11 protein-coding genes are annotated in these 16,385 nt (G+C 67.8%); 6 read left to right on the top strand and 5 right to left on the bottom strand.

The genetic code is table 11. The annotated features are described in order from the left end of the window. Both WME89_RS29135 and WME89_RS29130 read right to left on the bottom strand, forming a co-directional pair. Entirely contained in the window at nucleotides 1–1,146 is a 1,146-nt protein-coding gene (locus tag WME89_RS29135) for an alpha/beta hydrolase family esterase (RefSeq protein ID WP_438002957.1), read from the bottom strand. Nucleotides 1,147–1,270: 124 nt separating this feature from the next. Next, nucleotides 1,271–2,308, bottom strand: coding sequence for an alpha/beta hydrolase family esterase (locus tag WME89_RS29130; protein ID WP_438002956.1), 1,038 nt, complete (start codon nucleotides 2,306–2,308; stop codon nucleotides 1,271–1,273). A gap of 663 nt (nucleotides 2,309–2,971) precedes the next feature. Here WME89_RS29130 and WME89_RS29125 point away from each other — a divergent pair. The 4 genes from WME89_RS29125 to WME89_RS29110 all read left to right on the top strand — a co-directional run bounded on the left by WME89_RS29125 (nucleotide 2,972) and on the right by WME89_RS29110 (nucleotide 9,041). Next, nucleotides 2,972–4,108 (top strand): hypothetical protein, encoded by a 1,137-nt coding sequence (locus WME89_RS29125; protein ID WP_438002955.1) that lies wholly within the window; start codon nucleotides 2,972–2,974, stop codon nucleotides 4,106–4,108. 587 nt (nucleotides 4,109–4,695) lie between these two features. Further along, complete coding sequence (locus tag WME89_RS29120; protein ID WP_438002954.1) at nucleotides 4,696–6,390, top strand: DUF1592 domain-containing protein; 1,695 nt, start codon at nucleotides 4,696–4,698, stop codon at nucleotides 6,388–6,390. A 14-nt stretch (nucleotides 6,391–6,404) separates the two neighbouring features. After that, nucleotides 6,405–7,763 carry a DUF1552 domain-containing protein gene (locus WME89_RS29115; RefSeq protein WP_438002953.1) on the top strand — a complete coding sequence of 453 codons (1,359 nt, stop codon included), beginning with the start codon at nucleotides 6,405–6,407 and terminating at the stop codon, nucleotides 7,761–7,763. Between the two features lie 99 nt (nucleotides 7,764–7,862). Continuing rightward, nucleotides 7,863–9,041, top strand: coding sequence for an endo-1,4-beta-xylanase (locus WME89_RS29110; protein WP_438002952.1), 1,179 nt, complete (start codon nucleotides 7,863–7,865; stop codon nucleotides 9,039–9,041). 527 nt (nucleotides 9,042–9,568) lie between these two features. On the opposite strand, the gene WME89_RS29105 is transcribed toward WME89_RS29110, so the two are convergent. Next, complete coding sequence (locus tag WME89_RS29105; protein WP_438002951.1) at nucleotides 9,569–10,336, bottom strand: hypothetical protein; 768 nt, start codon at nucleotides 10,334–10,336, stop codon at nucleotides 9,569–9,571. 685 nt (nucleotides 10,337–11,021) lie between these two features. On the opposite strand from WME89_RS29105, the gene WME89_RS29100 reads away from it, so the two are divergent. After that, entirely contained in the window at nucleotides 11,022–12,743 is a 1,722-nt protein-coding gene (locus WME89_RS29100; RefSeq protein ID WP_438002950.1) for a glycoside hydrolase family 43 protein, read from the top strand. 343 nt (nucleotides 12,744–13,086) lie between these two features. Continuing rightward, a complete protein-coding gene (locus WME89_RS29095) occupies nucleotides 13,087–14,238 on the top strand; it encodes a family 16 glycosylhydrolase (protein ID WP_438002949.1) in 1,152 nt (383 codons plus the stop codon). Between the two features lie 59 nt (nucleotides 14,239–14,297). Here the strand turns inward: WME89_RS29095 and WME89_RS29090 are convergent, their stop codons facing one another. Continuing rightward, nucleotides 14,298–15,338 carry a Gfo/Idh/MocA family protein gene (locus WME89_RS29090; RefSeq protein ID WP_438002948.1) on the bottom strand — a complete coding sequence of 347 codons (1,041 nt, stop codon included), beginning with the start codon at nucleotides 15,336–15,338 and terminating at the stop codon, nucleotides 14,298–14,300. A gap of 146 nt (nucleotides 15,339–15,484) precedes the next feature. Next, complete coding sequence (locus WME89_RS29085; protein ID WP_438002947.1) at nucleotides 15,485–15,910, bottom strand: hypothetical protein; 426 nt, start codon at nucleotides 15,908–15,910, stop codon at nucleotides 15,485–15,487. Nucleotides 15,911–16,385: the final 475 nt, after the last annotated feature.

Genomic DNA, 16,385 nt, shown 5'->3' with positions numbered 1-16,385 from the left:
TCACTCGAGCGATTGGAAGAAGCGCCAGGCTCGCCCGCCCGCGCCGGACGGTACGGAGTGACCGCCGGGGTGCGTGCAGTACACGAGCGGCAGGCCCTCGTTGCAGCCTTGGTACTCGACACACGCGTTGCCGAAGCTCGTCGACGGCACCGTGGTCGCCTCGCAGCCGTTCCGGGCGCGCCAGAAGTCGCGGGTGGCTTGTCCCAGCGCGGGGGTCACGGTCGTGTCGGTGTCGCCCTGCGTTTGAATCAGCGCGTGCGCGGCGCTGGCGTCGCTGCACGTGGGCGCGGAGCCCTGGGGGCCCCATCCGGCGACCGGAGCGAGACCGCGGAACACGGAAGAGCGCTCACAGCCGAGCGTGTTCGTCATGAAGCCGCCCTGGCTGAACCCGACCGCGAAGACGCGCTTCGTATCCACGCAGTAGTTCGCCTTGGCATGCTCGAGCATGGCATCGAAGAACGCCAGGTCGGCCGCCAGGCGCTCCCGGTTGGCGTTGGGCGGCGGACCACCCCAGTTCGAGTCCGCAGTACCCCACTGCGATTCGGTGCTCGGAGGCCTGGAGCGCCCATCCGCCGGCAAGCCCTGCGGGTAGATGAGCAGCGCCTGGTCGTCGGTCTCCTGGATGAGCTGGAATCCGCTGTTGTCGTGCGCAGCCCACACGTTGTTCATGTTCAGGCCGTGGATACCGAAGACCAGCGGCAGCGGCTTGCTCGGGTCGTAGCTCTCCGGCACGTACATCAGGTAGTAGCGCGTCACCCCACCGACCATCAGCGTCTGCTGCGCGCGAGGGTCGGGGCGGGTAGCGGCTGCGCCGCAGCCCATCGAGCCGCTGTCGCCAGCGCCCGTCGAGCCGCCGGCGCCGGCCGGGGCGCCGCCCGTGCCGTCCGTGCCGCCCGCGCCGCCGGAGCTGCTCGCGCTCGCGCTCGCGCTTGTGCTCGCGCTCGTGCTCGCGGACGTGCTCGTGGCCCCGCTCCCACCGGCTCCTCCGCCCGACGTCGCTCCCGAGGTGGAACCGCCGCTCGTGGTTGCGCCAGAAGATCCGCCCGCGCCGGGGTCGACGGGATCCGGGTCCGATGAGCAACCGGCCAGCCCCGCCGCCACGCCCACAGTGAAAAGAACGCTCAGTCCAGCTACAGATCTACGCATAGAGACACCACCTCGCTAACTGCTGCTCGCCGGTGGCTCGGGCGATCGCAGGTCGTCCGCCACGCTCCCCCGGCTGGTCGATGCAGGCATCATGAGCCGGGCGCCGCCAGGCCAGTCATGATTCTCAATAGGTCGAGAACAGGCTCCAGAGGAGCTTGGGCGCGAACGCCGGCCAGCCGTGATTGGTGTTGCTGTAGTTCGGGTCTCCGTGCTGGCACCAGTAGACCGGATAGCCCTCGTCACAGCCCTGGTACATGACGCAGTTCGAGAGGTCGTCCGTGTACCCTTCGACCGGCGTCGTGCTCGCCTCGCAGTGGTTCAGCGCGGTATAGAAGTCGCGCGTCTTCGGGCCGTTCTCCGTCCCGACCACCGAGTCGCGCTCTCCGTGGATGACGACCGACGTGACCTGCCCGGTGCACTCTCGGGTGCCGGCGTTGAGCGGATACTGGGGGACGTTCTTGGTGGCGCAAGGGCCCACCGCGCGCAGCTTGTCCGCGTGCTCGCAGCCAAGGATGCTCGAGAAGTCGCCGCCCGAGCTCTCGCCCGCCGCGAACACGCGAGCCTTGTCGATGCAGAAGCTGTCCGTGATCTGGTCGTAGAACGGCTCAAAGAAAGCGACGTCGTTCGCCCCCCAGCCCGAGTTGGAGTTGGCCGGGTGAGGGTAGACGCGGATCCAGGCCTCCTTGGGGCCGGTCGCCTCGAAGCCCGCGTTCTGCTCTGCCCAGTTGATCGGGTTGTTCGTCGGGTTGAACATGATCATCACCGGGTACGGCTTGCTGGCGTCGTAGCCGGTCGGCAGCTTCACGTAGTACTGGTGACCCGATGCGGTGAGCGGGCTCTGCGCGCTGCCCGTCTGCGGGTTGGCCTTGTTGCAACCCGTGCTCGGCTGCGGGGGGACCTTGCCTCCCGTCGATCCGCCCGAGCCACCGGCTCCTGGCGAACCACCGCTGCCGCTCGTTCCTCCCTCACCGCCCGCTCCACCCGCGGACGCGCCGACGTCGCCGGTCGTCGTGCTGGCGGCGGTCGTGGTGCTACTGCCGCTGCCCGAGACGGCGGCCCCGCCCGTCCCGGGTTGAGGGTCGCTGCCCGACGAGGTCGCGCCGTCGCCACCGTCACCACTGCATGCCGAGAGAGCGCAAGAGCCGGCCAGCGCCGCGAACAATGCGGCTCGAGCGAGTGTAGGTTTGTTGGTCATTTGTATACCCAGGCGAGGTTTCGCCCTCACCAGCAGCGTTCCACGAGGCGCGCCCACAGCGTGAGGTCGTTTCCAGTTGATTGTATGACGACGCGCACCCGCGCACGCTCCGCCGCTGGGCGCGGGCGCGCGATGCTGAGCAGACTGCTTGATGGCCGGAAGATCCGGCTCCGAGATGGCCATCGCCCCCCTGGATCTCCGGTCGCCGCTATCGCGGCGAGGGGCACACAGTGTGACCGTTCACATTTGTGATGTCAACTCTTGTCGGCGTGGTCGACATCGACGAGCACGGCGGTTCGGCGGCCGCGAGCCGCCATCTCCTCGATCCAGGCCTCGAATGGTTCGGCACATCACCAGGCCGCCGACTGGCTCGAAGCTGACCAGCGTTATCGGGATCGAGGATAAGTGCGGGCTGGTCAAATTTGTTTGACGACTGGAATGTGAGCGTTCACGGTGCGCCCTCGGGGTGTCCTGTTGCTTTGGCCTGGATGGGCCGTACTCTTGGCCAGTGTCAGTGCATCTTTCTGCATGCCGCACATTGACCCTCGAGCTGCGCGCCAGGATGCCTCGGAGAACCGTGATCTCTCAGCGCCGCGCTCAGGACGGGCTGATCACGTCCCCGGGGTGAGCATGAAGAAACATCGACTCCTTTCGTCACTGGCCTGCATCGGCTGCGCGTTGTCGCTCGCCGCTTGCGGAAGCGATGACGCCGACAGCGGCGCCACCTCCACCAGTCAAGGTGGCGGCGGAGCCGCCAGCACGGCGAGCGCCTCCTCTGGCGGCTCCGGCGGCGGGGCTCCTGGAGACGCCTCGGCCAGCGCGGGAGGTCAAGCGGGCGGCGGCGTGGGCGGCGGAGCGCCCACCGGCGGAACGACGGCCGCCGGCGGCGAAGCCGGCGCCGGGGGCTCGGCGGGGGCGGGCGGCACCGGCGAGTTCGAGCCGGTGACCATCTCGTTCGGGACCAGCCTCGATCCGCGCGCCCAGGTGCTCGAGGCGCGAGCGCTCGCCGAGTCCGTCGCCGATCCGAGCTCCCCGCAGTGGCGCGCCAAGGGCGACCAGCGCCGGACCTATCACTTTCCAGCCGCTGGCGCCGACGTTCCTTACCGCGTCTGCGTCCCGGAGCGCTGGGACGGCACGTCGGAGTTGCGGCTCGTGATGTTCTTGCACGGCGCCGGGAACGACGAGAGCTCGTACCTGGATCAGAACGACAAGCAGATGGTGAAGCTGGCCGACCAGCATGGCGTGCTGCTGGTCTCGCCGCTCGGCTACCAGGGCGCGTACGGTACCTTCCTGCGGCTGCCGGCCGTGTTCGGGCAACCCGAGGAGGCGGAGAAGCTCCTGGCCATGCGTACGCCCGAGCGCGAACGCGATCAGGAGCTCAGCGAGAAGGACGTCATCAACGTCCTGGAGCTGGTGTTGAACGAGTACCCGATCGATCGCGGCGCGATGTTCCTCACCGGACACTCGATGGGGAGCGGCGGCACCTGGTACATCGGCGCCAAATACGCTGACTACTGGAAGGCCCTCGCGCCCATGTCCGGGCCCTTCGTCCAGGAGTCAGGCTATCCGTGGGACCGGCTGCGCGACGTGCCCGTCTTCGTGACGGAAGGGACCGGCGCCACGCCGTCGCTGGCCGGCAGCCGGGAGCTGCGCGACTGGATGACGGCCGGCGGCTACATGATCACGTACAAGGAAGTCGACGCGGACCATCCAGGAATGGTGCCGCTCGTGCTGCCCGACGTCTTCGACTTCTTCGACCGCTGGTAGCCTCCGCGCTCGTCGCGCGCCTCCACGTCGCTCCGAGCCGCGGCAACGCTCGAGCTCCAGCGCCACCGGTGCTCGGCGTATGCGGCGGTGCCCGCAGCATGCGTGTCGCTGTTGGAAAGTTCCAGTCTTCACGGCCTCGGGCTGGAGCATGCCCGCGGGCTGGCCGATTGGATTTGACATGGAACATGTGATCGTTCACATTGTCCCAGAGCAGCATCCTTTTTACTTCATCTTGGGTGGGCGTCATGCGCACCGAGGCCATCGTCTTCCGATGGATCTCGGCACCGGTACCGTTCGCTCGGCGGTGCGCGTCGCTGGCAGCGGATCGGCACATTGCAGGTCGCCGGCTGTCGGGGCGCCCCCTCCAGACCGCGTGAACTCTCGCGATCGCGTTCGTGCGCGAGCTCACGAGTTCCGATCGTGTTTGAATCGTCCAGCGTTGAACGGTTTCGGGCCACATGCAGCAGGCCAGATTGACGCCGCGCTCGATGACGGAGTGAACGCCACGGTTTCTGTTCGATGGTAATCGCGCTGATAACCACGCTGAACTGGCCGCTCGGCCGCCAGCGCTCAACCAGGAGAGAGCGATGACCCCACCGCCTTTTTCGAGGACCGGCTCGCCGTGCTGGAGGCGGGCGCTCGGCGCGGGGCTCTGCGCCGCGACGCTCCTGCTCGCGGGGTGCACGGGATCCCTGGGCGCCCCGGATGAGGGCGGTGGCCCCTTGCCGGGCGGCGCGGCGGCGTCGCAGGTCGCCGAGCGCAGCATGTTCCCGCGGCTGAGCCACGCGCAGTGGGAGAACACGGTGCGCGATCTCCTGCGCCTCGACGACAGGCCCGGTCTCTCGGCGTCGTTCACCACCGATCCGCTCGGCGGTGTGTTCGACAACAACGAAGCGGCGCTCCTGGTGACCCCGGGTCTCTGGGGCGATTACCAGCGCGCCGCCGAGGAGCTCGCGGCGATGGTCACCGACGACGAGGACAAGCTCGGTCGGCTCGTGCCCGCGGACCTGCCGGCGGAGCCGGAAGCGCGGGCCGAGGCGTTCGTCGAGCGGTTTGGTGAGCGGGCTTTCCGGCGCCCGCTCACGACCGAGGAGCGGGACACGTACCTCGCGCTGTTCCGCCGCGGCAAGGAGCTCTTCGACGGCGAGGACGCGTTCGTCGCGGGCGTGCGCGCGGCGCTCGAAGCGTTCCTGCAATCGCCCCACTTCGTCTACCGGGTCGAGCTCGGCGCCGGGCCGGCGAAGGGCGGGCTCATCCCGCTGAGCGGGTACGAGGTCGCGACCAAGCTCGCGTACCTCTTCTGGAACACGACGCCCTCCGACGAGCTCCTCGCGGCGGCGAAGGCGGGCGAGCTCTCCACGTCCGAGGCCGTCCGCGCCCATGCCGAGCGCATGCTCGAGGATCCGCGCGCCCGCGAGGTCGTGGGCGCCTTCCACCGGCAGCTCTACGACCATGAGCAGTACCACGACCTCAACAAGGACCAGGCGCTCTACCCCGAGTTCGTCCCCGAGATGGGCGACGACATGCAGCGCGAGGCGGAGCTGTTCGTGGAGCACATCGTCTTCGACAAGGAGGGAGGGCTCACTGACCTCCTCACCTCGCGCACCGCGTTCGTGAACGACCACCTCGCGGCGGTCTACGGCGTCGATGGCGAGTTCTCCGACGGCTGGAAGCAGGTGGAGCTCGACGAGGCCGAGCGCTCGGGGCTGCTCACGCGCCTCGGCTTCCTCGCGGCGAAGGCGACGGCGCGGCAGCCGGACTCGATCCACCGCGGCGTCTTCGTGAACCTCAGGATCCTCTGCGCCGCGCTGCCGTCGCCGCCGGACAACGCGACAGGGTTGCCGCCCGGCGAGAAGGCGACCAACCGCGAGCGCGTCGAGGCGCACACGGGGAAGGGGACGTGCGGTGAGGCGTGCCACGGGACGATGATCAACCCTGCCGGGTTCGCCTTCGAGCATTACGACGCGATCGGCAAGTACCGCACGACCGACAACGGCGTGCCCGTCAACGCCGCGGATACCTACTATCTCGGCGGCGAGCCGCGGAGCTACGCGGACGCGATCGAGTTCAGCCGGATCCTCGCCGAGAGCAACGAGGCGCACGCGTGCTACGCGAGGCGCTGGGTCGAGTTCGCCCAGGGCCGCGAGGTGGGCGCGAAGGACCGGGAGCTCATCGACGAGCTCGGCGAGGCGTCGTACGGCGGCGCCTCGACCGAGGAGCTCATCCTCCAGATCGTCTCATCCGCTTCCTTCCTCGCTCGCGTTCCCGCGGAGGCACAATGATCACCCGACGGCGTGTGCTTCGAGGCCTGTTTGGCGTCACGGTCGCGCTCCCGTTCCTGGAGACCTTCGCGCCCCGGCGCGCGGCGGCCGGCACGGGCGACGTGCCGCCCTTCGCGATCTTCATGCGTCAGGCGAACGGCGTGGCCCAGGCGGCCGGCGACGAGCCCGAGATGTTCTGGCCCAGCGAGACGGGCCCGCTGTCCAGGGAGTCGCTCGAGCGGGACAGCGACAGGGCGGTGAGCGAGCTCAAGGACCATGCGAGCAAGCTCATCATGGTGCGCGGCATCAATTTCGCGTTCCCGGCCAACGGGTGCGGCCATTCCGGCGGCGGCAACCAGTGCCTCACGGCCGCGCGCGTGTCGGACGACCCGAGGGGTAACGAGTCGCTCGCGATGGGCGAGTCGATCGACAACCGTATCGCGACCGAGCTCAACGCGCCGGGCGTCGAGCCGCTGACGCTCTACGCGGGCAAGATGGCCGGCTACATCAACGAGGTGCTCTCGTACCGCGGGCCGAAGCAGATCCGCGCCGCCGAGCGCAACCCGTTCAACGCGTACCAGAAGCTCTTCGGCCTCGCCGACGTGGACACCGAGGTCCAGCAGTCGCTGACCGCGCGCCGCACCAGCGTCAACGACCTGGTGCGCCGGGAGATGCAGGCGCTCATGAGCCGGAGGGACCTCAGCAAGAGCGATCGCGAGCGGCTGAAGCTCCACTTCGACAGCATCCGCGACCTCGAGGTAGCGCTCGCGTGCGAGCTGCCGGCGGAGCGGGTCGCCGAGATGGAGGCGATCTCGCCGAAGGCCGGCAGCTCCGACAACATCGAGGCCGTCACCCGCATGCAGATGGACATCATCGCGCTCGCGATGGCGTGCGGCGTGACGCGCGCGGCGACGCTCCAGGTGGGCGACGGCAACGACGGGACCGAGTACACGATCAACGGCGTCCGGCAGAAGAGCTACCACAAGATCTCCCACCGCATCGACAGCGACGGCAACTCGGGCCCGCCCATCGAGGGCGCTCAGGAGCTGCATCACCAGATCGACCGGATTCACGCCAGGATGTTCAAGCACCTGCTCGACCGGCTCTCGTCCTACGAGCTCGGCTCCGGGACGCTCCTCGACCACGGCGTGGCGGTGTGGCTCAACGACAACGCCGACAAGTTCCACGGGTTCCGGAAGGTCCCGTACATCCTCGCCGGCGGCGCCTCGGGCTACCTCAAGACCGGCCAGTTCGTCGACGTCAAGGTCACCAACAACAAGCTGCTCAACACGATCGGCGCGGCGGTCGGCTGCACCAACGGCCAGGGCGGCCCGCTCGACAACTTCGGCGACGAGAGCCTCGAAGGCGGGCTCGTCGACCCGATCATCGCCTGACGACCAGTAATCCAATCGTTTCGGAGCTCGAGCCGACGCCTGTCGGCGCGCCGCTCCAGGAATCATCAACTTCAATCGCTCAACTTGTGAAAGTCCAACATGAGCATGAATCGTTCTTCTCGATGGCTGTGCGGCACGACCTGGATCGCGCTCGGGGTCGCGACTCTCTTTGGATGCGCCGATGGGGGCGACGGCGGTGACGGGGGCGCGGGCGGCTCAGGGGGAGCGGGCAGCACCACGACCGCCACCACGACCACGACCAGCGCTGGTCCGACGTCGACCAGCGTATCGACCACCACCGGCACCGGGGGCGCGGGGACGACCAGCTCCTCGACGACCGGCGGATCGAGCGAAGGCGGCGGCGGATCGGGTAGCGCGACCACCGGAGCCGGCGGAAGCGGCGGTTCCCCCAGCTCCGAGAAGTTCGTCGGCAACATCACGACGAACGGCGCCGTGCGCAACGGCTTCGCGAACTACTGGAACCAGATCACGCCCGAGAACGAGGGCAAGTGGGGCTCCGTCGAGCGGACCCGCGGCAATCGAAACTGGGGCTCCCTCGACGCGATCTACAAGTACGCGAAGGACAACAACATCATCTTCAAGCACCACGTCTTCGTGTGGGGTGCCCAGCAACCCGACTGGATCGGGCGTCTCTCCGGGGCGGAACAACAGGCGTCCGTGAGGGACTGGATGAAGTCGTTCTGCGAGCGCTACCCCGACACGAAGTACATCGACGTCGTCAACGAGCCGCCGCCCCACACCACGCCGTCCTACAAGAACGGCATCGGCGGCGACGGCGCGAGCGGCTGGGACTGGATCGTCAACTCCTTCAAGTGGGCTCGCGAGTTCTGCCCGCGCGCGGTCTTGATCCTCAACGACTACAACAACATCGAGTACCCGAACGACCACAACAACTTCATGAGGATCGCGAAGGCGGTGATCGACGCGGGCGCCCCGGTCGACGCCCTCGGCGCGCAGGCCCACGACGCGTACAAGATCAACACCAACACGGTGAAGGATTACATCGACAAGATGGCCGCTCTGGGCAAGCCCGTGTACATCACCGAGTACGACATCGGCATCGCCGACGACAACCAGCAGAAGCGGGTGATGGAGGAGCAGTTCACGATGTTCTGGAATCACCCCGCGGTCCCGGGCATCACGCTCTGGGGTTACGTCGTCGGCGCCACCTGGAGGGACAACACCGGCCTCCAGCGGCAGGACGGCAGTCTGCGGCCGGCCATGCAGTGGCTGATGGACTTCCTGGAGCGTGGTTGATGTCACGCTGAGGCGGTGATCCCGTGCGAGCTGCCTCCGCGGAGGGAGCTCGCTCGTTCGCACAGCTGGCCGAGCCGGACTCCCCGAAAACCAGGAGCGCGCGAGCCCGCGGTGACCGCGAGCCGCGGTGACCGCGAGCCCGCCTTGATCTTGAGTCGCCACGGGCCCGCTGCGCAAGCGCGGCACCGCCGACCGCCGTTGACTCCCGCAATGTGAAGGCTCACAGTTCCTCTGGCGGCATCTTTTTGCCTCCCTCGAGGGGGGCGCCATGCGCGCCGAGGCCTTCGTCACCCCGATCGATCTCATTTCAGCACGTTTCAGCGGGAGAATTGAACAGGGAGGCGGGGAGACGGGGAGTAGTTGAAGACTCTCCTCCCCGTCTCCCCGCCCCCCCGTGAATCTTCCGAAAAAATTGCGGGGATGCCTCGGGTCGAGCTCACGGCAGTGAGCCGCGCGAAGCGGGATGGTTGAGCGACCGACGGGGCGGAGGCCGGCACCGAGCCAACAGGCCTTCGCCCCGTCGCGGGTCACGGCTGCGCCTTGTCGACGGACTGGACGTCGAGCTGGATGAACTGACCGTTGAAAGGCTCGGGCGCCGGGGGGACGCCTTCCACGACCAGATGCTTGAAGTTGGTGATCGAGATATGGTTCGGATCTTCGCCCAGGAAGGACACGGTGGCTCCGCCCCGGATTGGAATGGTCTTCGTGTGGTCGATGATGAACGAGTTGTGACCCACGTTGGGGCTGTCGTTGAGGTAGTAGACCTCGGCCGGATCGGAGACAGTGATGCTGTAGACGTTGTACTCCGGGTGGTCGGGTGTGCCGCCCACACGAAAGTGCATGCCATCGGGCGTGCCGCCCCGGTACGTCTCGTTCTCGACGACGCCGCGGAGGCGGACGGTTACCTGGTAGACCGTGTCGGGCGAGCCGCCGAACGTCTTCTTCTCGTCGACCCGCTTCGACGTCGTGCACTCGTCGCTGTTGCCGGGGTCCTGGTCGCACGGGATCTCCCAGCGGAAGCCGTCGATGCTTTCGGCCGCCGCGAGCAGGTCCTCGCCGCCGCTGCCGCCGGCTCCATCGCTGCCGCCGGCTCCGCCGGCTCCGCCGGTGCCGCCGACCCCGCCGGAGCTCGCGCTGCTGGAGCCGGAGCTCGCGCTGCTGGAGGCGCTCGTGCTGGCGCCCGTCGCGGCTCCTCCGCCCGAAGCTCCAGCGCCGGTCGAGCTGGAGGTAGCCTGGTCCTGAGGCGGGTCGGCGTCGGAGCCGCAGGCAAGGAGGACCGTGATTGCAGGAACCATGAGCAGAGAGATTCTCATTTTACACCCGTACGGCGAGACGCCGGCGTGAAAGCTGGGACACCGAAGTTCGCATCGTGAACATCGGGTCTGCCTCCATGTGAACGATCACAATTTCGGTGTCAACACCGATCGACCGGCCCGCTATCTCCTCGCGCCCGAGAGAGGACGAAATTGGCGGGGCTCCTCCGGAGCGCGGCGGAGCGCGGCGCGGAGAGGAAGGGAGGGGAGGCACCGGGCTCCCCAGGTCGGTCGATCGGGGTTGACACCGATAATGTGAGCGTTCACAATACTCCCCAGCGGCATCCTTCTTTTGCTTCGAACCGGGTGGGGCGTCATGCGCACCGAGACCATCGTCATCCGATCGGCCTCGGCGACGGTCTCACTCGCTCGCTTGGTCGTCTCGGAACAGCGCGACGACCATGGTCGTGAGGGCGGGCACACACGCGCAGTCGAGCACCACGGCGCCCGGCGCGCTTCGTGGGAGAGTATCCGAGCGTGAGGGCCCGGACATCATCTGCCGCCGATCTTTTCACCCCTCGCGAAAGACAATCGCTGCCAGATCGCCCAGCGGGCTGCCTCGGCGGCGGATCACCCCGACGAGCAGCGCCGGAGAGTCATGAACCGAGCGATCTGCGCTACATCGACAACACCTGAGAAGTTTCAGGAGAGCAGCAAGGATTCAGGAATGGGAACGATCACCACATCCCTCGAGCGTAAGCTTCTCACGGCGGCATTGTTGCTCTGTGGCGTGACCGCGCTTCCGGCCGGCGCCCTGGCAGACAATCCCATCGTACAGACCCTTTACACCCCTGATCCTGCTCCCATGGTCTACAACGATACGGTATATCTCTATACCGGACACGACGAAGACAGCGCGACGGACTGGTTCGGGATGAACGAATGGAGAGTGTATTCCTCCAAGGATATGGTGAACTGGACGGACCACGGTTCACCGCTGAAATATAGCGATTTCAGCTGGGCAAAGGGGGACGCGTGGGCCGGCCAGGCCATCCACAGGAACGGAAAGTTCTACTACTACGTTCCTGTGACGAGCCGCTCGCTCAACAGGATGACCATCGGCGTGGCCGTGTCGGACAGCCCCACCGGTCCCTTCAAGGACGCCCTGGGAAAGCCGTTGATCACCGAGAACTGCGGCGACATCGACCCGACGGTGATGATCGACGACGACGGCCAGGCCTACCTGTACTGGGGAAACCCCAGCGTGTGCTACGTGAAGCTGAACGAAGACATGACCTCCTACCAGGGAGCCGTCGTACACGTGCCCATGACGGCGGCGAGCTTCGGGCAGCGCACCGGGAATGATGACATGCGCCATACGACCAAGTACGAAGAAGGGCCGTGGCTCTACAAGCGCGATGGCCTGTACTACCTGGTGTATGCGGCTGGCCCTATCTCGGAGTACATCGCCTACTCCACGAGCAGCAGCCCCACCGGCCCGTGGACTTACCGGGGGGTCATCATGCCCACAGAGGGCACCAGCTTCACCAACCACGCGGGCGTCATCGACTTCAAGGGGAACTCCTACTTCTTCTATCACAACGGCGCCTTGCCGGGCGGTGGAGGCTTTCACCGGTCCACGTCCGTCGAGCAGTTCACGTTCAACGCCGATGGTACAATCCCGACGATCAGGATGACTCAGGCGGGAGCGCCCGGCGTCGGCAACCTGAATCCGTATCTCATGACGGAGGCTGAGACCATCGCCTGGGAGTCCGGCGTCGAGACCGAGGCATGCAGCGAAGGCGGGATGGACGTCGGGTCGATCGAGAACGGGGACTACATCAAGGTGAAGGGCGTCGATTTCGGCACCGGCGCGGTGTCCTTCGACGCAAGGGTGGCCTCGGCGACCAGCGGCGGTAACATCGAGCTGCGCCTCGACAGCGCGACCGGCACGCTGGTGGGAACCTGCATGGTCCAGGGGACCGGCGGATTCCAGACGTGGGTCACCACGTCCTGCGCGGTCGACGGTGCGACAGGGATACACGATCTCTACCTCAAGTTCACCGGTGGAAACGGGTTCCTGTTCAACGTCAACTGGTGGAAATTCACGCCGCTCGACGCCCCGGACCCGGATCCGACGGGCACCGGGGGTGCTCCTGGCACAGGTGAAGGGGGAGCCACGGGCAGCGGCGGCTCGGGCGGGGGTGGGATCAGCAGCAGCAGCAGCGCGGTGACGACCGGCAGCGGAGCAACGGTGGGCAGCGGCACGGGCGGCGCTGGCGGGACCCCTGCCGACGGCGCCAGCGAGGACGAGGGCGGGTGCGCGTTCCGGGTACCAGGGCCCAGCTCGCCCGCGGGCATGCTCGCCGCCTTGCTCGCGCTGGGCGCGGCCGTCGCGCGGCGGCGGCGTGCGCGAGACGCCGGGCGGAGCGGGGCCGACGCGAACTGACGGCCTGGTGCATGACCGCGGCGCCCTCGGGCATCTGCCCCCGAGGCGCTGCGGAAAGCTGACCCGGCGTCGCCGGGGCAGGCGCCTCCTCGCTGCCGCCGGCGCAGGCGCCTCTGCCGCCGGCGCAGGCGCCTCTGCCGCCGGCGCAGGCGCCTCGGCGGCCTCCGCCCTTGGCCTCAAGCGCGCCTCGCTCATGGCCAGCAACGCCTTCTGCCACCGAGAGTCAGCATCGATGTCGGCGATGCCGAGCGCCTACCAGCAGGCCAGGCCCCGACCCGAGGAGCCGACGATGAACTATCGCACGGCGGTTGTCCGTGTTAACGTTCACATCGGAGGTTCTATCATGCTTAGAAAATTCCGCGCAGGTCTGATGCTCGCCGCTGCCTCGCTCGCGTTCGCGGTCAGCTCGACCGCGGTCGCGAAGCCTTACAAGGGAGCAGAGGTTTACACGCCCCAGGGCTATCTCCATGGTCGCATCGAGGTGCGCATGCGCATGGCGCGCGGGAGCGGCATCCTGTCGACCTTCTTCACCTACAAGGACGGCTCCGAGCTGTCCGGTGCGTTCTGGGAGGAGATCGATATCGAGATCTTCGGGAAGGACAACGCCCGGAGCTGGCAGTCCAACATCATCACGGGGATGGGCACGAGGGTGACGTCGGAGCAGGTGCACACGGCGGACGCCTCGCTCGCGGACGGCTATCACACCTACGGGCTTGAGTGGACGCCGGACTACGTCGCCTGGACCTTCGACGGGAGAGAGGTCAGGCGGACGACGGGTGCGCAGGTGGCCACGCTGAGGAGTCCCCAGGGCCTGCGCATGAACACGTGGTCCTCCGAGGCAGTCGAGTGGGTCGGAGCGTTCGACGATTCCGTCCTCCCGCAGCACCAGTTCGTCAACTGGATCAAGTACTATCGCTACAACAACGGCGGCTTCGAGCTCGCGTGGCAGGACGAGTTCGACTCCCTGGACGGCGCGCGATGGAGCAAGGCGGACTGGACGTTCGATGGGAACCGCGTGGACTTCGACCCGCAGAACGTGACGGTGAAAGATGGCACGCTGGTGCTGTCGCTGACGCGGGAGGGGCAGACCGGGTTTACCGGAGCTGTGCCCCGCGATGAGGACACCGGGCCAGGCACCGGCGCGGGTACGGGCGCGGGTGGGGCGGAGGCGGCGGCCACCTCCTCCGGGGCCGGCACGGGCGGGGAGGGGCCGGCGACCTCCTCCTCCGGGAGCGGCACGGGCGGGGAGGGGCCGGCGACCTCCTCCTCCGGGAGCGGCACGGGCGGGGCGGGGACGGTGACCTCCTCCTCCGGGGGCGGCGACGCACCGGGCGAGGGAGGTGGGGGCGGCGGAACAACGCCGGACGAGGTGGTCTCCAACGGAGGTTGCGGGTTCGTCGTCGCCGGCGGCGGCGCCACGGCGAGCTCGTGGGCCGCAGCGCTCGCCGTGGGGCTCTCCGCCCTGGCGATGCGACGTCGCCGGACCCGCGGCTGACCTTGCAGGATGCCCGGAGGCGCCGCGGGGCGTTCTCGCCGCGGGCGCCGCGGGCGCTGCTAGATCTTCTCCCAGCGCCCGCTCTCGGCGGATCGGAAGAGCGCGTCGATGACCCGCATGTTGCCGACCGCGACCTCTATCGGGTTCTCGACGGGGCCTCCCGTGCGGATGGCGCGCGAGAACGCCTCGCTCTGGAGGTGGTACTGGTCGACGAGAGCAAATGAGGTGTCCTTGGCCGAGCTGCAGTCCAGCGTCGAGCCGTCATCGAGGAAGACCTTGCACGGCTGGTAGGCGGGGGCGTTGAACGGGATCTCGATCTCGAGGCGGCCCTTTGTACCGAGGGCGTTCACGCGCTGGTAGGCCACGGCCTGCGTGCTGCACGTGAACGTCAGGTGCGCGCCGCCGAAGTCGAGCAGGCCCGAGGTCAAGCGATCGGTGTCGAACTCGGGGTCGCGCTCGACGAGCGCCATCGCCCGCACGGGCTCGCGTCCGAACAGGAAGCGCGACGTGTTCACCGCGTAGCACCCGATGTCGTAGAGCGCGCCGCCCCCGACTTCCTTCCTGTTGCGGATGTTGTCGGCGTCGCGGTTGAAATACGAGAACGCCGTCTGGACGCTGACCAGGTGCCCGATCCGGCCGCTTTGCACCCAGGCCCTGGCCTGCTGCCACTGCGGGTGGTAGCGGACCATGAACGCTTCGGCGATCCGCTTGCCCGTCTCGTGCTGGACGTCGACCAGCGCCGCGGCGTCCTTGGCGCTGAGCGCGATCGGCTTCTCGCACAGGACGTGCTTGCCGGCGCGGGCCGCGCGCGCCGTCCACTTCACGTGCAGGTGGTTGGGCAGCGGGTTGTAGATGGCGTCGATCTCCGGATCGTCGAGCAGCTCATCGTAGCTGCCGTACGCCTTCGGGATCCCGAGCGACTGCGCGGCGGCGCGCGCCTTGACGATGTCGCGCGACGCCAGCGCGGCGAGCTGGGTCAGGGGCCCCCGCCTCATCCCGGGCAGGCTGACCTTCAAGGCGAAGTTGCTCGCCCCGAGGACGCCCCAGCGCACGGGGGGGAGGTGTTCGCTCGACTTAGGACCTTGGGCAGATGTGGACATGGGCACCTCGCAGCGCGCGGCGCTGGTGGCCGACGGCGCGTCTGTGAACGCTCGACGTGAATCGACCCGACGGGTCGGCCAGGGCCTGGAAGGAGAGCGCGCGCCCTGCGCTCGGAGCGGAGAGGGCGAGCGCAGGGCGCGGCGCCTCAGAATTTGGCGTCACGGTGCTTCGCTTTGTACTCCGCCTTGTACAGATCGTGGCAGGCCTTGCAGCTCGCCTTGGCGCCGTCGATGTCGCCCTTCTTGGCCTTCTCCGCGCCTTTCGTCGAGATCGCGACCCACTCCGGCATCCCGGGCGGCGGCTTCGACGCCACGTAGTCCAGCGCCGAGGCGATCTTCGCGCCGTCGCCGCTCGTGGTCGCCGACTGCATCACCGTCTTCATCCAGCCCTGCATCGGACAGGCTTTCTGTCCTTTTGCGCCGCAGCCGAAATCCTTCCCCTCGGCGACCGATGCGGGGACGTCCGCCGTCCCGTCCGCCGCCCATGCTGCGCCCGTAAAGCCGCCGGCAAAGCCGCCTGCAAAGCCAATGCCGACGCTCATCACCACGGCACCCAAAAGCTTCATGCTCATCGACATCTGACGTCTCCTGATCAGGTAAAGGAAAAGCTCAGCCACCCCATCGCAGCTCTGCAAATGTGAGCGTTCACAATACGCTCGTCAATCCAAATCGGCCGATGCGGGGGCGCTCTCCTGGCTGGAGCACGCGCCCGGGTCGCAGCGCACAAGAGGCGATACCCAGGGCGCCGGCCGCCTGCGGCATCGAGCGCCGGCCGTCGGTACACTGGTGGGTATCGAGCGCCTCGGGCTGGCAAACGCCCGCGATCCGGAGTCCGCCCCCCCGTGACGCGGCGCTCCGGAGGCGCCCGCCAGCTCTGTACTTTTATCGGGCTCAAGGATCCCCGTCGGGCCTATCGATTAGGTTTGACGTAAGAAATGTGATCGTTCACATTCCGCGAGGGGTATCATGGGCATCGCGGCGCGAGCCGTTGATCCGAGGCATGGTCGCCAGGTGCGGGGCCGTGTGTCGCTCCCGCCCTTTGTCTCA

It is taken from the genome of Sorangium sp. So ce321 (genome assembly GCF_051530195.1).
Classification (GTDB): domain Bacteria; phylum Myxococcota_A; class Polyangia; order Polyangiales; family Polyangiaceae; genus Sorangium.
Note: the sequence above shows the minus strand (reverse complement) of the source record. Positions and strands in the feature narration are given on the sequence as shown.

Coding starts and splice junctions, on each gene's coding strand:
- WME89_RS29110 (WP_438002952.1), top strand. CDS start 7,863: ATGAGCATGAATCGTTCTTCTCGATGGCTGTGCGGCACGACCTGGATC.
- WME89_RS29135 (WP_438002957.1), bottom strand. CDS start 1,146: ATGCGTAGATCTGTAGCTGGACTGAGCGTTCTTTTCACTGTGGGCGTG.
- WME89_RS29125 (WP_438002955.1), top strand. CDS start 2,972: ATGAAGAAACATCGACTCCTTTCGTCACTGGCCTGCATCGGCTGCGCG.
- WME89_RS29085 (WP_438002947.1), bottom strand. CDS start 15,910: ATGAGCATGAAGCTTTTGGGTGCCGTGGTGATGAGCGTCGGCATTGGC.
- WME89_RS29120 (WP_438002954.1), top strand. CDS start 4,696: ATGACCCCACCGCCTTTTTCGAGGACCGGCTCGCCGTGCTGGAGGCGG.
- WME89_RS29095 (WP_438002949.1), top strand. CDS start 13,087: ATGCTTAGAAAATTCCGCGCAGGTCTGATGCTCGCCGCTGCCTCGCTC.
- WME89_RS29100 (WP_438002950.1), top strand. CDS start 11,022: ATGGGAACGATCACCACATCCCTCGAGCGTAAGCTTCTCACGGCGGCA.
- WME89_RS29105 (WP_438002951.1), bottom strand. CDS start 10,336: ATGGTTCCTGCAATCACGGTCCTCCTTGCCTGCGGCTCCGACGCCGAC.
- WME89_RS29090 (WP_438002948.1), bottom strand. CDS start 15,338: ATGTCCACATCTGCCCAAGGTCCTAAGTCGAGCGAACACCTCCCCCCC.